Source organism: Pararhizobium sp. DWP1-1-3, from assembly GCF_049896125.1.
In the GTDB taxonomy this organism is placed as follows: Bacteria; Pseudomonadota; Alphaproteobacteria; order Rhizobiales; family Rhizobiaceae; genus Pararhizobium.
Genome location: NZ_JAFCTR010000005.1, coordinates 216,141 through 233,157 on the forward strand (window position 1 = coordinate 216,141; position 17,017 = coordinate 233,157).

20 protein-coding genes are annotated in these 17,017 nt (G+C 61.2%); 18 read left to right on the top strand and 2 right to left on the bottom strand.

Features of this window, described 5'->3' with window-relative positions; translation table 11 throughout:
- The first annotated feature begins 46 nt into the window (after positions 1–46).
- The 3 genes from ACP7BS_RS13730 to ACP7BS_RS13740 all read left to right on the top strand — a co-directional run bounded on the left by ACP7BS_RS13730 (position 47) and on the right by ACP7BS_RS13740 (position 2,265).
- A complete protein-coding gene (locus tag ACP7BS_RS13730; RefSeq protein ID WP_426231323.1) occupies positions 47–814 on the top strand; it encodes an SDR family oxidoreductase in 768 nt (255 codons plus the stop codon).
- Positions 783–1,334, top strand: a complete 552-nt coding sequence (locus ACP7BS_RS13735) for a gluconokinase (protein WP_426238542.1) — start codon at positions 783–785, stop codon at positions 1,332–1,334. Before ACP7BS_RS13730 ends, ACP7BS_RS13735 begins: the two co-directional genes overlap by 32 nt.
- Before the next feature lie 91 nt (positions 1,335–1,425).
- Positions 1,426–2,265: a fumarylacetoacetate hydrolase family protein gene (locus ACP7BS_RS13740; protein ID WP_426238543.1), complete on the top strand. Its 840-nt coding sequence runs from the start codon at positions 1,426–1,428 to the stop codon at positions 2,263–2,265.
- Between the two features lie 57 nt (positions 2,266–2,322).
- Here ACP7BS_RS13740 and phnF read toward each other — a convergent pair whose 3' ends face one another.
- A complete protein-coding gene (gene phnF, locus ACP7BS_RS13745) occupies positions 2,323–3,060 on the bottom strand; it encodes a phosphonate metabolism transcriptional regulator PhnF (RefSeq protein ID WP_426238544.1) in 738 nt (245 codons plus the stop codon).
- Positions 3,061–3,145: 85 nt separating this feature from the next.
- Here phnF and phnG point away from each other — a divergent pair, with 85 nt between their 5' ends.
- The 15 genes from phnG to phnN all read left to right on the top strand — a co-directional run bounded on the left by phnG (position 3,146) and on the right by phnN (position 16,033).
- Positions 3,146–3,613: a phosphonate C-P lyase system protein PhnG gene (phnG, locus tag ACP7BS_RS13750; RefSeq protein ID WP_426238545.1), complete on the top strand. Its 468-nt coding sequence runs from the start codon at positions 3,146–3,148 to the stop codon at positions 3,611–3,613.
- The gene (gene phnH, locus ACP7BS_RS13755) at positions 3,613–4,233 is read left to right on the top strand and encodes a phosphonate C-P lyase system protein PhnH (protein ID WP_426238546.1); all 621 of its coding nucleotides are present in this window, start codon (positions 3,613–3,615) and stop codon (positions 4,231–4,233) included. Before phnG ends, phnH begins: the two co-directional genes overlap by 1 nt.
- A 3-nt stretch (positions 4,234–4,236) precedes the next feature.
- Positions 4,237–5,349 (top strand): carbon-phosphorus lyase complex subunit PhnI, encoded by a 1,113-nt coding sequence (locus ACP7BS_RS13760; RefSeq protein ID WP_426238547.1) that lies wholly within the window; start codon positions 4,237–4,239, stop codon positions 5,347–5,349.
- The gene (gene fosX / locus ACP7BS_RS13765) at positions 5,346–5,765 is read left to right on the top strand and encodes a FosX/FosE/FosI family fosfomycin resistance hydrolase (protein WP_426238548.1); all 420 of its coding nucleotides are present in this window, start codon (positions 5,346–5,348) and stop codon (positions 5,763–5,765) included. The genes ACP7BS_RS13760 and fosX overlap by 4 nt, the downstream gene beginning before the upstream one ends.
- Entirely contained in the window at positions 5,762–6,640 is an 879-nt protein-coding gene (locus ACP7BS_RS13770) for an alpha-D-ribose 1-methylphosphonate 5-phosphate C-P-lyase PhnJ (RefSeq protein WP_426231315.1), read from the top strand. Before fosX ends, ACP7BS_RS13770 begins: the two co-directional genes overlap by 4 nt.
- Positions 6,641–6,821: 181 nt before the next feature.
- Entirely contained in the window at positions 6,822–7,598 is a 777-nt protein-coding gene (gene phnK / locus ACP7BS_RS13775; protein ID WP_426238549.1) for a phosphonate C-P lyase system protein PhnK, read from the top strand.
- A 2-nt stretch (positions 7,599–7,600) separates the two neighbouring features.
- On the top strand, positions 7,601–8,308 hold the full coding sequence (gene phnL / locus ACP7BS_RS13780; protein WP_426231313.1) for a phosphonate C-P lyase system protein PhnL: 708 nt from the start codon (positions 7,601–7,603) through the stop codon (positions 8,306–8,308).
- Entirely contained in the window at positions 8,305–8,922 is a 618-nt protein-coding gene (locus ACP7BS_RS13785) for a DapH/DapD/GlmU-related protein (protein ID WP_426238550.1), read from the top strand. Before phnL ends, ACP7BS_RS13785 begins: the two co-directional genes overlap by 4 nt.
- A 141-nt stretch (positions 8,923–9,063) precedes the next feature.
- On the top strand, positions 9,064–9,900 hold the full coding sequence (gene phnC, locus ACP7BS_RS13790; RefSeq protein WP_426231311.1) for a phosphonate ABC transporter ATP-binding protein: 837 nt from the start codon (positions 9,064–9,066) through the stop codon (positions 9,898–9,900).
- Between the two features lie 92 nt (positions 9,901–9,992).
- Positions 9,993–10,898: a phosphonate ABC transporter substrate-binding protein gene (gene phnD, locus ACP7BS_RS13795; RefSeq protein ID WP_426125779.1), complete on the top strand. Its 906-nt coding sequence runs from the start codon at positions 9,993–9,995 to the stop codon at positions 10,896–10,898.
- Between the two features lie 107 nt (positions 10,899–11,005).
- Positions 11,006–11,968: a phosphonate ABC transporter, permease protein PhnE gene (gene phnE, locus ACP7BS_RS13800; protein WP_426238551.1), complete on the top strand. Its 963-nt coding sequence runs from the start codon at positions 11,006–11,008 to the stop codon at positions 11,966–11,968.
- A gap of 10 nt (positions 11,969–11,978) precedes the next feature.
- Positions 11,979–13,487, top strand: coding sequence for a phosphonate ABC transporter, permease protein PhnE (gene phnE / locus ACP7BS_RS13805; protein ID WP_426238552.1), 1,509 nt, complete (start codon positions 11,979–11,981; stop codon positions 13,485–13,487).
- Positions 13,488–13,600: 113 nt separating this feature from the next.
- Positions 13,601–14,308: a DUF1045 domain-containing protein gene (locus ACP7BS_RS13810; protein WP_426238553.1), complete on the top strand. Its 708-nt coding sequence runs from the start codon at positions 13,601–13,603 to the stop codon at positions 14,306–14,308.
- Position 14,309: 1 nt separating this feature from the next.
- Positions 14,310–15,449: an alpha-D-ribose 1-methylphosphonate 5-triphosphate diphosphatase gene (locus ACP7BS_RS13815; protein ID WP_426231307.1), complete on the top strand. Its 1,140-nt coding sequence runs from the start codon at positions 14,310–14,312 to the stop codon at positions 15,447–15,449.
- On the top strand, positions 15,449–16,033 hold the full coding sequence (gene phnN / locus ACP7BS_RS13820; RefSeq protein ID WP_426231306.1) for a phosphonate metabolism protein/1,5-bisphosphokinase (PRPP-forming) PhnN: 585 nt from the start codon (positions 15,449–15,451) through the stop codon (positions 16,031–16,033). The genes ACP7BS_RS13815 and phnN overlap by 1 nt, the downstream gene beginning before the upstream one ends.
- Positions 16,034–16,036: 3 nt before the next feature.
- Here phnN and ACP7BS_RS13825 read toward each other — a convergent pair whose 3' ends face one another.
- Positions 16,037–17,014 (bottom strand): lysophospholipid acyltransferase family protein, encoded by a 978-nt coding sequence (locus ACP7BS_RS13825; RefSeq protein ID WP_426238554.1) that lies wholly within the window; start codon positions 17,012–17,014, stop codon positions 16,037–16,039.
- Positions 17,015–17,017: the final 3 nt, after the last annotated feature.

Below are 17,017 nucleotides of genomic sequence, written 5' to 3' on the forward strand. Positions count from 1 at the left end.
TGTGGCGGAAGCTTCTTCCGCCACATCCCGCTTCGAGGGCAATCGCATGAGCTTTCCGCTGTTTGACCTGGCCGGCCGGCGCGCACTGATCACCGGCTCCAGCCAGGGTATCGGTTTTGCCCTGGCGGAGGGCCTTGCGGCCCACGGCGCCGAGATCGTCGTCAACGGCCGTGATATCGACAAGGTCGAAGCGGCAGTCTCCGCTCTCAGGGACAGCGGCCATGTCGCCAATGCCGCCGCCTTCGACGTGACCAGCAGGGACGCCGCTGCCGAGGCTGTTGCCATCGTCGAGAGCGAAATCGGCGCAATCGATATCCTGATCAACAATGCCGGCATGCAGTTCCGTTCGCCGCTGGAAGATTTTCCGGCGGACAAATGGGAGCAGTTGCTGGCAACGAATATCTCCAGCGTCTTCTATGTCAGCCAGGCCGTGGCCCGTTTCATGATCGGCCGGGGGCGGGGCAAGATCGTCAATATCGCCTCGGTCCAGAGCGAACTCGCCCGGCCCGGGATTGCGCCCTACACGGCGACCAAGGGCGCGGTCAGAAACCTGACGCGCGGCATGTGTGCCGACTGGGCCCGCCACGGATTGCAGATCAATGCGATCGCGCCCGGCTATTTCAGGACACCGCTCAATCAGGCGCTGGTCGATAATCCGGAGTTTTCAGACTGGCTGGAAAAGCGTACACCCGCAGCGCGCTGGGGAAATGTCGAAGAGCTGGTCGGCTCCGCGGTTTTCCTGGCCAGCAACGCTTCTTCTTTCGTGAACGGACACACGCTCTATGTCGATGGCGGCATCACAACCTCTCTCTGAAAATCCGGGCCTGCCGGTGATCGTCATGGGTGTCAGCGGCTGCGGCAAGACTTCGGTCGGCGAGCGGCTGGCACAAGCGCTGAACTGCCGGTTCATCGAGGGCGACAGCCTGCACCCGGCTGCCAATATCGGGAAAATGTCGGCCGGCATTCCGCTTGGAGACGACGACCGCTGGCCGTGGCTCGATATCATCGGCGGCCTGATCGGCGAGAGTGTCGCGCGGGGCGAGCGGGTCATCGTTTCGTGTTCGGCGCTGAAGAAAGCCTATCGCGACCGGTTGCGGACTGAAGCCGGTGGCCGTCTGGCTTTCGTTTTCCTGGAGGGATCGCGCGCCGTTTTCGACAAGCGCATGCAGGCCCGCGCCGGTCATTTCATGCCGGCATCGCTGCTGGACAGCCAGTTCGCGACGCTGGAGCCACCAACCGGCGAGCGCGATGTGGTGACCGTCGACGTTGACCTGACCGTCGATGAGATCGTCACGAAAGCCGTGGCCGGACTGCAAGATTTGCCCACGCGCTGAGGTCAGTCCAAGGGTAAAAGCGCTTTACATCGCCGCCCGCCTTTGATCTGTCAGACGGCAAGATTGTCTGGATTTCAAGGGAAGAGGAAAGATGAAACTTTTGCGCTACGGGCCGTTTGGCTCTGAAAAGCCGGGTGTTCTCGACAAGGACGGCCAGATTCGCGACTTGAGCGGCATCATCGCCGATATCGGCGGCGACGCGATCAGCGACATGGGCTGGGCAAAGGATCTCGATATCGACAGCCTGCCGGTGGTTGGCGGCAGTCCGCGTCTTGGCGCCTGCGTTACGGGCACCGGAAAATTCATCTGCATCGGCCTGAACTATGCCGACCACGCTGCCGAAACCGGCGCCACGGTGCCGCCGGAGCCGGTGATCTTCATGAAGGCGACCTCGGCGATCGTCGGCCCGAACGATGACGTCCTCATCCCGCGTGGTTCGGAAGCGACCGACTGGGAGGTCGAGCTGGGTGTGATCATCGGCAAAAAGGCCAAATATGTTTCCGAAGCGGATGCACTGGAGCATGTCGCCGGCTATTGCGTCATCAATGACGTTTCCGAACGCGATTTCCAGACCAAGCGCTCCGGCCAGTGGACCAAGGGAAAATCCTGCGACACGTTTGGCCCGATCGGCCCGTGGCTCGTGACCAAGGACGAGGTTGCGGATCCGCAGAACCTGAAGATGTGGCTGACGGTCAATGGCGTCAGCAAGCAAAATGGGTCATCCAAGACCATGGTCTATGGCGTCGCGCATGTGGTCAGCTATCTCAGCCAGTTCATGACGCTGCATCCCGGCGATATCATCTCGACGGGAACGCCGCCCGGCGTCGGCATGGGCTTCAAGCCGCCGCAATATCTGAAGGCCGGCGATGTCGTCGAGCTGGGCATCGAGGGCCTGGGCACGCAGAAGCAGACCTTCGTCGCCGACGTCTGATTGCTGCCATACATTAGGGGAGGGCGCGTGCTTCGGAACGCGCAATTTTTCGTACCGTCAGGTTTCGAGCTTCAGCTTGACGCGGTCGGCGGCAAAGCGGGTGCGGGAAAACTGCACAGGAACCCCGTCCGGATCGGCATTGATCGCCGTTGCGGCGATGACGATGGCGCCGGGCGAAAGCCGGAGCAGCGCCAACTCGTCGGCATCGGCGTGGCGGGCGACAAGCTCGGTCGAGACCCGCACGTAGTCGGCCAGGCCCTGCGCTGCGAAAGCCTTGGTGATCGAGCCGAGCCTTTCGAACTGTTCGGCCATCTGCCCGAACCGCTCCATCGGGAAATAGCTGGTCGAACAGGATACCGGGCGTCCATCGGCGCTGCTGACAAGGTCCAGTTGGACGCAAGCCGTTCCCGCCGCGATCTGCAATCCGGCCGCGACGTCTCCTGAAGCTGGCAAGGTGGCATGGGCGAGCAATTTGGCTTCGATGTCGCGCGCCTGATCGCCGAGACCTTGTGAAAACCGGGTGCGTCGCGAAATCGGAAAACTCAGCCGCTCCTTCCGCTGGATGATCGTGCCGCGGCCCTGGATGGCTTGAACCAGTCCCTCGTCGGCAAGAGCGGCAAGGGCGCTGCGCACCGTATGACGGTTGACGCCGAACTGCGCGGCGAGCACAGTCTCTGGCGGAACCATGCCTGTCTGGTCATGATCGCCATTGCTGATCGACAACCGTATCAGATCGGCGATCTGCCGCCAGAGGGCGACGCCGGTTTGGCGCTCAACCGCTTTTTTCGCATTCATGTCACAAGCCCGTCATGTGGGGGTTCTAAAAGCAAAACATCAGATGTATGGTTGTCTAGCATAATAGACATTTCGGACGGAAGCAATGGACGCGATCAAACAAAATACCGGCGCGGCGGTGAACGGGCGCAAACGGATCATGGGCCTTCTGGCCCGAGCCTCCGGCGAGGAGCTGCAGGCCGGCTGGCTGGCCATCGAGCCAAAGCCGGATGTGCATTCGGTGCGTGGTCCCGAAACCGGCCTCGTCATGGTGCGTGGACGCGTCGGGGGCGGCGGCGATCCGTTCAATCTCGGAGAGGCGACCGTCAGCCGCGCCACCGTGCGGCTTGCCTCCGGCGAAATCGGCCATGGCCAACTGCTCGGCAATGACCGCGAGAAGGCGCGTCTCGCCGCCATCTTCGATGCGCTTCACCAGCGGCCGGAACATCGGAGCGCTGTCGATCAACTGATCGATGCGGTGGAAAGCCGCATCGGAGCCGAAGACCGCAAACATGCCGAACAGACCGCAGCAACACGGGTCGATTTCTTCACCATGGTCCGGGGAGACAACTGATGGGCGCTCACACCGAAATCCACGCCAGCGCCTATGCCGGCGCGTTCACCGACCCGGTCTTCCAGTCACAGTCGGTTTTTCGCGCGCTGATGGATGCCATGGCCCGGCCGGGCACGATCATGCCCCTCGGCGCCTCTGCCACGCCGCCTGCACCGCTTGGGACCGGTTCTGGTGCGATTGCCCTCACGCTCTGCGATGACGGTACGCCCGTATGGCTGACGAGTGCGCTCGCTCAATCCTCCGTTCCCGCCTGGCTGTCGTTCCATACCAGCGCACCGGTGACGAGCGTCAAGCCGGAGGCCCGCTTCGTTTTCATCGAGGTTGGCGGCATTGTCCCCGGTTTCGATCAGTTCGCGCTCGGGACGCAGGAATATCCTGACCGCTCGGCGACGCTGGTGATCGAGATCGCTTCGCTGACCGGCGGACCTGAATTTGTCGCTGCTGGTCCAGGCATCAAGGACCAGATCATCGTTTCACCCAACGGCCTGCCGGAGATTTTCCTGACGCTCTGGGCGGAAAACCGGGGCCTGTTTCCCCGTGGCGTCGATCTGATCCTGGTTGCCGGCACGGACGTCCTGTGCCTGCCGCGCACCACAAAACTTCGCCGCCGGGAGATCTGATCCATGTATGTTGCTGTCAAAGGCGGCGAAGCCGCCATCGCCAATGCGCACAAGCTCCTCGCCGATCGCCGCCGTGGTGACCGGTCACTGCCGGCCATTTCGATCGACCAGATCGTCGCCCAGCTCGGCCTGGCGGTCGATCGGGTCATGGCGGAAGCCTCGCTCTACGATCGTGAACTCGCAGCGCTCGCCGTTCGCCAGGCGCGCGGCGACATGATCGAGGCAATCTTCATCCTGCGTGCCTATCGCACCACCCTGCCTCGTTTCGGCATGTCGGTTCCGGTCGATACTGTGAAGATGAAGATCGAACGCCGCATTTCGGCGACCTACAAGGACCTGCCGGGCGGCCAGTTGCTAGGCCCGACATTCGACTACACCCACCGCCTGCTGGATTCGTCGCTGCTGACCGACGAGCCGGTTGCCGAGCCGCTGCGCCGGACGGCGGATGAGAGCTCGATGATGCGGGTCTCCGACATCCTCGCCGGCGAAGGCCTGATCGAGGGTGACGGCCAGATGCCGGAGGATCATGTTCCGGGCGACCTGACCCGCGAGCCGTTGGAATATCCGCTGAACCGCGACCTGCGCCTTCAGGCACTTGCGCGTGGCGACGAAGGCTTCCTACTGGCGCTCGCCTACTCCACCCAGCGCGGCTATGCCCGCACCCATCCGTTCGTCGGCGAGGTGCGTATCGGCGAAGTCGAAGTGGAACTCGATATTCCCGAGCTTGGTTTTTCCGTGTCGCTCGGCCCCATCCAGGTGACCGAATGCCAGATGGTCAACCAGTTCCAGGGTTCGGCCAAGAACCCGCCGCAGTTTACCCGTGGTTATGGCCTTGTGTTCGGCCAGAGCGAGCGCAAGGCGATGGCGATGTCGCTGGTCGACCGGGCGTTGCGTGCCGAGGAATTCGGCGAGGATATCGTCGCACCGGCGCAGGACGAGGAATTCGTTATTTCGCATTCCGACAACGTCCAGGCGACCGGTTTCGTCGAGCACCTGAAGCTGCCGCATTATGTCGACTTCCAGGCCGAGCTCGATCTCGTCCGTCGCATGCGCGCCGAATATGATGCACGGAAAGGCGTGGAGAAAAACGACCCCATCCGGGATGCGGCCGAATGATCGAGGACCTCTCCCACATCACCTTCGTCGTCAGCGATCTCGAGCGCATGACCGACATTCTTCAGACCGTTTTCGGCGCGAAGCAGGTCTACGCCAGCGATGAGATGCAGTTTTCGCGTTCGGCGGAAAAGTTCTTCACGGTCGGCGATCTCTGGATCGCGATCATGCAGGGCGAGAGCCTGAGCGAGCGCACCTACAACCACGTCGCGTTCAAGATCCGTGACGAGGATATCGACATCTATCTGGAGCGCATCCAGTCGCTGGGCCTTGATCTGATGCCGCCGCGTCCGCGCGTCGAAGGCGAAGGCCGCTCGATCTATTTCCACGACGCCGACAACCACCTGTTCGAGCTTCATACCGGCACCCTTGCCGAGCGGCTCAAAACCTATTCCCGTTTGAAGGAGGCAGCCGAATGACGGACCTTGCCACATACAACTTCGCTTATCTCGACGAGCAGACCAAGCGGATGATCCGCCGGGCGATCCTCAAGGCGATTTCGATACCCGGCTATCAGGTTCCGTTCGCTTCGCGCGAAATGCCGATGCCTTACGGCTGGGGGACCGGTGGCGTGCAGGTCACGGCGGCGATCCTCGGACCCAAGGACGTGCTGAAGGTCATCGACCAGGGCGCCGACGACACGACCAACGCGGTTTCGATCCGTGCCTTCTTCCAGAAGGTTGCCAATGTCGCGGTGACCACCAAGACCCGCGAAGCGACGATCATCCAGACACGCCACCGCATTCCGGAGGAAGCGCTGACCGCCGGTCAGACGCTGGTCTATCAGGTGCCGATCCCCGAACCCCTGCGCTTCCTCGAGCCGCGCGAGACCGAAACGCGAAAAATGCATGCGCTGGAAGAATACGGCCTGATGCATGTGAAGCTTTACGAGGATATCGCCCGCAACGGCCATATCGCTACGACCTATGCCTATCCGGTCAAGGTCGAGGGCCGCTACGTCATGGACCCGTCGCCGACCCCAAAATTCGACAATCCGAAAATGCACATGTCGGAAGCGCTGCAGCTGTTCGGTGCCGGCCGCGAAAAGCGCATCTACGCGGTGCCGCCCTATACCGACGTCGTCAGCCTCGATTTCGAGGATCATCCGTTCGAGATCCAGCACTTCGACAAGCCCTGCGCGCTGTGCGGTGCCGAGCACGTTTATCTCGATGAAGTCGTTCTCGACGACAAGGGCGGACGCATGTTCGTCTGCTCGGATACCGACCATTGCGAAGATCGCCGCGAGCATGGGCATGCGGGTGAAATGCTGGCACGGCAGGAGGCGGCGGAATGAGCGGTCTGGCAGATAGCCTTACCCTCCCCTTGAGGGGGAGGGTCGGACCGCAGGTCCGGGGCGGGGTGATCCTTCGTCCGTCCCTGACCATCACCCCCACCCGCCGCTTTGCGGCGACCTCTCCCCTCAAGGGGGAGGTAGATGCCCGCCCGCAGCCATTTTTAAACATGGAAACCGCCCCATGACCCAGACACCGCTTCTCAAAGTCAACGACGTGTCGAAATTCTATGGCGGCCGTATCGGGTGCCGCAATGTATCCTTCGAGCTGTGGCCAGGCGAAGTGCTTGCCATCGTTGGCGAATCCGGCTCCGGCAAGACGACGTTGCTGTCCTGTCTCTCCACAAGGCTGATGCCTAGTTCGGGCATTGTCGAATACCACATGCGCGACGGCCAGTACCGCGATCTTGCCCGCATGGGCGAGGCTGAGCGGCGCTTCCTGATGCGCACCGACTGGGGTTTCGTGCACCAGAACCCGGCCGATGGCCTGCGCATGACGGTGTCGGCCGGCGCCAATGTCGGCGAACGGTTGATGGCCGTCGGTGACCGGCACTATGGCAATATCCGCGCCACGGCAGCCGATTGGTTGCGCCGTGTCGAGATCGAGGAAGACCGCATCGACGATCAGCCGCGCGCCTTTTCCGGCGGCATGCGCCAGCGCCTGCAGATCGCCCGCAATCTCGTCACCTCCCCGCGCCTCGTGTTCATGGACGAGCCGACCGGTGGTCTCGATGTGTCGGTTCAGGCCCGTCTGCTCGATCTGGTGCGCGGTCTTGTCCATGACCTCGGTCTCTCGGCGATCATCGTTACCCACGATCTGGCTGTCGCCCGGCTTCTGTCGCACCGGATGATGGTGATGAAGGACGGTCTGGTGATCGAGCAGGGTCTGACCGACAGGGTGCTCGACGATCCGCGCGAGCCCTACACCCAGCTCCTCGTTTCCTCGATCCTTCAGGTGTAACTATGGCCACTCCCCTCGTTGTTTCCGAAGTCGCCAAGAGCTTCACCATGCACTTGCGTGACGGTATCCGGTTGCCGGTCGTCAATGGCGTGTCGTTCTCCGTCAAGAAGGGTGAATGCGTCGTGCTCGGCGGTCCGTCCGGGGTCGGCAAGAGTTCGATCCTGAAGATGCTGTATGGCAATTACGGCGTCGATGCCGGCCAGATCCTGATCGAGCATCAGGGTCATCTCGTCGATCTCGCGAAGGCGGCACCCCGCGCCGTGCTGGAAGTCCGGCGCGATACGCTGGGTTATGTCAGCCAGTTCCTGCGGGTCGTTCCGCGCGTGTCGGCACTCGATGTCGTCGCCGAACCGCTTCTGGCGCGTGGTGTCGATCAGGCTGTCGCGCGTGAAAAGGCGGCTGAGCTGCTGGCGAAACTCAATCTGCCGCGCGAACTCTGGCAGTTGCCGCCAGCCACTTTCTCGGGTGGCGAGCAGCAGCGCGTCAACATCGCCCGCGGTTTCATTACCGACCATGCAATCCTTCTGCTCGACGAACCGACGGCGTCGCTGGATGCGACGAACCGCCGGGTGGTGGTCGAGATGATCGCCTCCAAGAAGGCTGAAGGGGTTGCCCTGCTCGGGATTTTCCACGACGAGGAAGTCCGCGATGCCGTCGCCGACCGTATCCTCGACGTTTCCGCCTTCTCGCCGCGAAAGGCTGCAGCATGAGCCAGAAACTGAGTGTGGAACCGACGATCCACCCGACCGCCACCGTCAATCAATCGGCCCTTGGGCGGTATACGGAAGTGGGCGATCGTTGCCGCCTCGACGAGGTCGAGTTCGGCGACTATTCCTATATCGAGCGCGACGGCATGATCTGGTGTGCGACGATAGGAAAATTCGCCAATCTGGCGGCATCCGTTCGCATCAACGCCACCAACCATCCGACCTGGCGGGCAACGCTTCACCATTTCACCTATCGCGCTTCGAACTACTGGCCGGATGCCGATGTGGAGCAGGATTTCTTTGCCTGGCGGCGTGAAAACCGGGTCGTCATTGGGCACGATGTCTGGATCGGCCACGGGGCGACGGTGCTGCCCGGTGTCACGATCGGCAACGGCGCGGTCGTCGGCTCCGGGGCGGTCGTCTCCAAGGATGTGGCGCCCTACACCATCGTCGGCGGCGTTCCGGCCAAGCTGATCCGCGAACGTTTCGGCAAGGAGATTGCCGGCCGTTTCGAGAAGCTGGCCTGGTGGGATTGGGATCACGCCAAGCTGCGCGAGGCCCTCGACGACTTCAGAATGCTCGATGCCGACGCATTCCTTGCCCGTCACAATGCCTGAGTTTAGGCACCCCAATCCCCGCCTTTGCGGGGATTGTGGACTGTAACAAAAACAACATCAAACTGACATTCCCCTTTCATCAACCGCCATTATGGCAAGGGCATACCGGTAACCGGTGCCATTGCCAGAGGACGACTGCTCATGTTTCAGCTGAAGAATGTAACCCGTCAGTTCGGCAAGAAGATTGCCGTCAACTCGGTTACTTTCAACATCCCACAGGGCCAGATGGTCGGCATCATCGGCCGGTCCGGTGCGGGCAAGTCGACGTTGCTCAGGATGATCAATCGTCTCAACGATGTTTCGTCGGGCTCCATCCATTTCGGTGATCTCGAAGTATCGTCGCTGCGCGGTGCAGCCCTTCGCAACTGGCAGCGCGATTGCGCCATGATTTTCCAGCAGTTCAATCTTGTGCCGCGTCTCGACGTTTTGACCAACGTGCTGCTCGGCCGCCTCAATCACCGCTCAACGGTTCTCAGCATCCTCAACATGTTCACCCGCGAAGAGCGGATCATGGCGATCGGGGCGCTGGAACGGCTCGGCATCGAACAGACGGCGCTGCAGCCGGCCGGCACGCTGTCCGGCGGCCAGCAGCAGCGTGTCGCGATTGCCCGCGCCCTGATGCAGCAGCCGAAGATGCTGCTCGCCGACGAGCCGATCGCGTCGCTCGATCCGCTGAATGCCAAGATCGTCATGGACGCTCTGCGCGATATCAACGAGCGCGACGGCATCACCGTCGTCACCAACCTGCACACGCTGGATACGGCGCGCAATTATTGCGAGCGCATCATCGGCATGGCGCATGGAAGCGTTGTTTTCGATGGGCCGCCTCAGGAATTGACCGCGGCTGCGGTTGCCGAAATCTACGGTTCGGGCGCCGAGCTTGATGAATCGATGACGTCGACCAGCATCAATATTCCGGCTGCGCAGGACAACACGAAATCCGCCGGCGTCAAGCCGCTGGCACTGGCCGGGCTCTAGAGAGCGAGCCGGGATCGAAAGCCCGCGTCAAGGGCAGACGCTTTGCAACCGAATGTGAACCGGCGCCGCCGGGATAACAGGAGAAGACCCTTATGTTGAAGAAAGCACTTTTGAGCGCTGTTGCGCTCTTTGCCCTCGTTGGCCACGTTCAGGCTGAAGACCTCAAGGAATTCCGCGTCGGCATTATCGGTGGCGAAAACGAAGCCGACCGCCTGCGCAACTACCAGTGCCTCGGCGATCACCTGAAGACGGCGCTGAATGTCGAGAAGGTCTCCTTCTTCCCGGCTGCCGACTATGACGGCGTTATCCAGGGCCTGCTCGGCGGCACGCTCGATTATGCCGAACTCGGCGCGTCCGGTTATGCCAAGATCTTCCTCGCCAAGGCTGATGCCGTCGAGCCGATCCTGACGACCGAACAGTCCGACGGCTCGACCGGCTACTACTCGATCATGGTTGCCCGCAAGGACAAGGGCTATGCTAGCGTCGCCGACCTGAAGGGCAAGAAGCTCGGCTTTGCCGATCCGGACTCGACATCGGGCTACCTGATCCCGAGCGTGACCCTGCCGGAAACGATCGGCATGCCGGTCAAGGAATTCTTCGCTGAAACCGGTTTCGGCGGCGGCCATGAAAACCTCGTTCTCGAAGTGCTCAAGGGCACTTTCGATGCCGGCACGACCTTCGGCTCGGGCATCGGCGAGTTCAAGGACGGCTACACGTCCGGCAACCTGCACAAGATGGTCGAAAAGGGCGTTCTCGACATGAACGACCTAGTCGAACTGTGGCGCTCGCCGCTGATCCCGAACGGCCCGATCGTCGTTCGCACCTCGATGAACAATGACATGAAGGCCAAGTTCAAGCAGTTCATGCTCGACCTGCCGAAGACCGATGCAGCCTGCTTTGCCGGCGTCATGGGCGGCGACTTCAAGGGCTTCGTCGAAGTCAATTCCGACTTCTACAAGCCGATCATCGACGCCCGCAAGTCGACCATCGGCGGCTGATATCGCCAAAATCCAAAGCGCTGGCCGGCCATTCCGGCCAGCGTTACCTTGTTTAAGCAGTCTCGGGGCATGACGCCCAGCGAGGCCTCGTGTTTGCCGGAGACTTCATGGCCACGTCAGCGCTTTCCACGACCTTGAGCGACAATGGCGCCGTGGTCGAACGCCACTGGCAGGAGCTCAATCTCCGCCGCCGCACCTATACGTTTCTTGGTCTTGCGTTGCTGGCCGTGGCTCTGTCCGGATCGCTGTGGTTTGCCAATGCGACCAATGCCGGCAAGTTTTTCGACCGATTGCCTTATTTCTTCGATTTCGTCGGCGACCTCGTGCCCCGCGATGGTGCCGAAATCGGCCGGGCGATGTTCGATCTGCCCTCGCCCTATGACGACGGCAGCCTGAAATACAATTATCCTGAAGGCCGGATGTATCTGACCGACAGCATCTACGTGCCCGAATATTTCTACAAGATGCTGGAAACGCTGAATATCGCCATCTTCTCGACCATCTTCGGCATGTTTTTCGGTTTCATTCTCTGCTTCTTCGCCGCCCGTAATCTGATGCCCAATCCGTGGGTTCGCGGTCTGGCGCGGCGTGTCATGGAAATCCTGCGGGCCTTTCCGGAAGTGGTGATCGCCGGCTTTTTTCTCGCCATCCTTTCCCTGGGACCGATCCCGGCGATGATCGCCGTGTCGATCCATACGGTCGGTGCGCTTGGCAAGCTGTTCTTCGAGGTCGTCGAAAATGCCGACATGAGGCCGGACGAGGGTCTTCGGGCTGCCGGCGGCAACTGGTTCGAGCGGGTCTGGTTCGGCATCGTGCCGCAGGTGCTGCCGAATTTCATGAGCTATTTCCTGCTGCGTCTTGAAATCAACGTACGCGCCTCGACCATCATCGGAGCCGTCGGCGGCGGCGGTATTGGCGAGCCGTTGCGGCTGTCGATCAGCCAGGGCCACGAGGCGAAGACCTTGGCGATCATCATCCTGCTGTTCTCGACGATCATTGCCGTCGATCAGTTTTCCGCATGGCTGCGCCGCCGTCTCGTTGGCGATCAGGCCTTCCAGCTGGCGCAATAGGAGGCGGACCATGACCGTGAACACGATGATGAACACCGTACAGATGGACGCCATCGCTGCCCGTCACCCGCACCTACTGCAGGGCTCGACCAGCAAGCGCATCCGGTCGATCCTGATCTTTACCGGTATCGGCCTCTACATGATCTACAGCTGGTGGTTTTTCTCGATCGGGCAGGTTCTGGTCAATGCCAATTGGGGCATTGCCGGCACCTACCTGGCCGACTGGGTTTCCTATGAGGTCCGGCCCGACATCAAGATCGCCACCGACGGCACGATGCAGGTCGTTTATCCGCGTTATTCGCCGCTCGGTCCCGATGCCAAGCCTGAATGGGTTAAGATCGAGACGAAGATGGTGGATCGCACCATCGATGTCCCGGCCGTGACGCAGCAGGCCGCTCCGAAAAAGAGTTCGAGCTTCAGCTTCATGGCGCCGAACTCGGCTGTCGGCAGCAGCGCTGAGGCCGGTGCCCGCACAGAGACGCGGACGGAGGAAGTCGTCAGCCGCGCCACCGTCAATTTCAACAGCACGACCAGCATCGCCATTGCCGACGGCAAGGTCTCTGCCACCCATGCCGGTGAAACCCTGCTGATCGATCTCGAAAATTCCGCAGGCGTGACGCCGGAGGGTACCCTGCCGAAATGGGCGACACAGAAGCGGGCGGGCGAAAAGATCACGCTTGCCTTCGGCATGACCGGCTGGGCCGATGTCGACAAGGAAAAGGTCAGCATCCACAACCGCTTTCCCGGCTGGGCCAACTTCATCTTCGATACAAATTCGCCCTTCTTCAACAAGTCGCTCAGTGAGGTCGCAAACCTGATTACCAGCGGCGACCGTCTCGATCCGAGCCGGTCCAACCTGTCGCTCGCGTGGAACAACATCCTCTACAATTCCGAATGGCAGCACCTCGATGTCTGGACCAAGCTGCTGCAGACCATCGTCATGGCCTTCGTCGGCACGCTGTTTGCCTCGATCATCGCCTTTCCGCTGTGCTTCCTTGCCGCGCGCAACATCACCCGCAATGGTGTGCTCAACCAGGTCATAAAGCGGTTCTTCGATTTCCTGCGGTCGGTCGATATGCTGATCTGGGCGCTGTTCTTCACCCGCGCCTTCGGCCCTGGGCCGCTCGCCGGCATGTCGGCGATCTTCTTTACCGATACCGGTACGCTCGGAAAGCTCTATGCCGAAGCGCTGGAGAATATCGACGACAAGCAGCGCGAGGGCGTGAAATCGGTCGGTGCCGCGCCGCTTGCGGTGCAACGCTTCGGCGTCCTGCCGCAGGTCCTGCCGGTGTTTGCCAGCCAGGCGCTGTATTTCTGGGAATCCAATACTCGCTCGGCGACCATTATCGGCGCCGTCGGCGCCGGCGGCATCGGCTTGAAACTCTGGGAAGCGATGCGGACGAATTCCGATTGGGAAAACGTCTGCTATATGGTTATCCTGATCCTCATCGTCGTCTTCATTTTCGACAGTGCCTCCAATTTTCTGCGCTCACGTTTGATGGGCCAGAAAACACATTAAACTATGCTGGTGGATCACCACCACGATCACGATAATGTCACGAAGAGCGCGTAGCGACAGCGTCAGTTCGGCTGTCCCAACCGCTCCAGCGGCATTTCTGCAGGGAATGACCAGTGCGCTACGCATTCTATATTTCGCCCGATGAAGACGATCCGCTGACGGCTGCTGCGGAGCGGTGGCTCGGAGCGAACCCGTTTACCGGTGGAACCCGCGACCTTAAGCCGGCCGGTGATTTCAGTGCTGCGGACCTGACGGCCCTGACGGCAGACCCGCGCCGCTACGGCTTTCATGGAACGCTGAAAGCGCCCTTCACGCTTGCCCCCGGTGTCAGCGAATCGCAGCTTCTCGATGCGTTCACCACCTTTGCCGAAGAGCGTGTTTCGTTCGACATCCCAAGAATGGTCCTTGGTCAGCTGGGGCCGTTCTTCGCACTGGTGCCGGCTGCCGATTGTCCGCAATTGCAGAATTTGGCTGATCAAACGGTGCGGCGCTTCTCAGCCTTCCGGGCGCCGTTGTCCGACGCCGATATCGCCCGCCGCAAACCTGAAACGCTCGGCTCCGTGATGCGAAACAACCTGCTGGAATGGGGATATCCCTATGTCTTCGAGAGCTTCCGTTTTCATATGACGCTTACGGGTGCTGTGCCGGTGGACCGTCAGCCTGCCATGAAGGCTCTGCTGGAGCAGGCTTTTGCGCCGTTTATCGGCAAGCCGTTTCCGGTGACATCGCTGGCGCTGTTCACCGAGCCAGAACGCGGCGCGCCCTTTACAATTCACTCGCTTTTGCCGCTCGGCGGCACGTCCAAACGAAAGATGGCATGACATGACCGTTGAAACCGTTCTCTCAAACGCCCGAGTCGTCCTTGAGGACCAAATTCTTCACGGCTCGGTCCTCATCCGCGACGGCAAGATCGCCGACATTTCGGAAGGTGCCAGCCGTACTGGCGAGGATTTCGAAGGCGATTACCTGATCCCCGGCCTAGTCGAGCTGCATACCGACCATCTGGAAGCCCATTACTCGCCGCGCCCCGGTGTCCGCTGGCTGAAGATGGCGGCGATCCAGGCGCATGACGCACAGATCGTCACGTCGGGCATCACCACCGTCTTCGACTGCCTGCGCATGGGCTCGGACGAGGATGGCGGTTTCGAGCAGGGCGAGATGCGCGACATGGCAAACGCGCTGGCCCAGGCGGCTAAGGAAAATCGCCTGCGCGCCGATCATCGCATTCATCTGCGCTGCGAGGTCTCGACCGACAATGTGCTTGATCATTTTCTGGAGTTCGAAAACGACCCGCAGGTCGGTCTCGTTTCCCTGATGGATCATGCGCCGGGTCAGCGCCAGTTCCAGACGATGGAGCAGTACACGCTCTACTACAAGAAAAAGCGTGGCTTGTCCGACGAGGCTTTTGCCGCATTCTGCGCCCGTCAGCAGGCGTTGTCGGCCAAATATGCCGGACCGCATCGCACCGAGATCGCCAGGGCCTGTGCCGAGCGCGGCATCGCAATTGCCAGTCATGACGACGCCACTTTGGCGCATGTCGAGGAATCGGTTGGTTTTGGCATTCGTCTTGCGGAGTTCCCGACCAGTTTCGAGGCGGCCGAAGCCTCGCATGCGGCTGGCCTCAGCGTGCTCATGGGTGCGCCCAACATCGTTCGCGGCAAGTCGCATTCCGGCAATATCGCCGCGAAGGACCTTGCAGAGCGAGGCGTCCTCGACGTGCTGTCGTCCGATTATGTTCCGTTCAGCCTGATCCAGGCGCCGTTCGTTCTGTCCGATGAGCTGGAGAGCGTTAGCCTGCCCCAGGCGCTCGCCATGGTCACCGCGACTCCCGCCCGCACCGTCGGTCTTAACGATCGCGGCCGCATTGCCACCGGCCTGCGTGCGGACATCGTCCGGGTTCAGCGCCAGGACGGTATCCCGATCGTTCGTTCGGTCTGGCGCGAAGGCAGGCGGGTCGCCTGATGCACGGACAGGGCCAGACGGGAGCGATCATCGTGGTGGTCGGCCCCAGCGGTGCAGGCAAGGACAGCGTCATCGGTTTCGTGGCACAGCACTTTGCCGATCGCGCCGATATCGATTTCGTCCGCCGTGTCATCACCCGGCCGTCCGATGCCGGTGGTGAGGATCACGAAAGCATTTCCGGCGATGTTTTCGATAGCCGACTATCAGCCGGGGATTTCGCCGTTGCCTGGCAGGCGCATGGGTTGAAATACGGAATTCCCAAGGACGCGCTTGAAAAGGTTCGGGCCGGCCGGATTCTGATCGCCAATGGCAGCCGGGCGGTGCTCGGTCAGTTCCGGCAGGCCTTTCCGAGGGTGGCCATCGTCAACATCACCGCCTCGCCGCAGGTATTGGCAAGCCGCCTCGTCGCACGCGGCCGGGAAAGCGAGCAGGATATTCTCAACAGGCTGAAGCGGCAGGTGCCGGATATTTTCGATGAGCCCGATGTGACGACGATCGACAATAGCGGGCCGCTCGAGATTGCGGGGTCGCGATTTGCCGCGCTTGTCACTGAGCTGCATGGAACAACGCCCGCCGCCGGTTAGGCGTCACAGCGCGCTGTCGAGAAAATACCATTGGTCGAGATGGGCGCGGGTGACTGGCTCGATGATCGAGTTCAACAGAACTATGTCATCGATTATGCCGTCGTCAGAATTCTCCCTGGGCGGAAGAACAAGCGAGGGGAGGGCGAAAGCCTCGAAGTTCGCCCCGTTCGTGCGCAGGATGTACCCGGGGCAGATCGTTGCCCCTGTCATCCTGGCGAGACGCACGACAACTGCCAAATTGCCTTCCAGATGCGGAGGCCGGCCCAGGAAGGGACCGCGAATTTTTCCGGCAAACCCTTCGTCGCAGAAGATCGAGATCACGCCGCCATTCCTGAGAATTTTGATCGCCGGACGTATTCCGTCCTTGCCCGGTGGCATCAGGCGGTATCCCAGCTTCACCCGGAGACGGTCGGCGATCCAGGCACGCGCGCGTCCACTCGGGGGCGTATAGTTGGCGGATGGTTCGAAGCCGAGTTCCACCAGTTTTGGACCCAGGACCTCCCAGTTTCCCAGATGCAGTCCGACCATGATGACCGGGCCATTCTTCTTGGCGTCGATCACCCTCTCCAGATTGTGCCAGACAACACGCTTGGACAGCCGGCCGATGATCGAAAACTCGGTCATGATACGGCCCTGGCTCTGCCAGTTGCGTCTGAGGACGGCCTCGCGTTCTGCTTCGGTTGCGTCTGGAAGCAGTTGCAGCAGATTTTGCCGTGCCTTGCGGACAGCTCCCTTGTGCCAGCGCGGAATGGCAAAGGTGCCGAGCCAAGCGCCGATGTTCGAGCAGGTATCGATCGGGAATGCTTTCAGTCCGAAATGGACGGCAAGATCCAGAGCATTCTGGATGTTTCCAGTGACATGATAGCGAAAGGCTATGCGCCGGCGCTCGGCACCCGCAAACAGATCCCACAGGGGTGGCGAGGGCGGTCTCTGATAAATCCAGGCTTGGCGTTTCTTCGGTTCAACTTGCTGCTCGGCCATGCC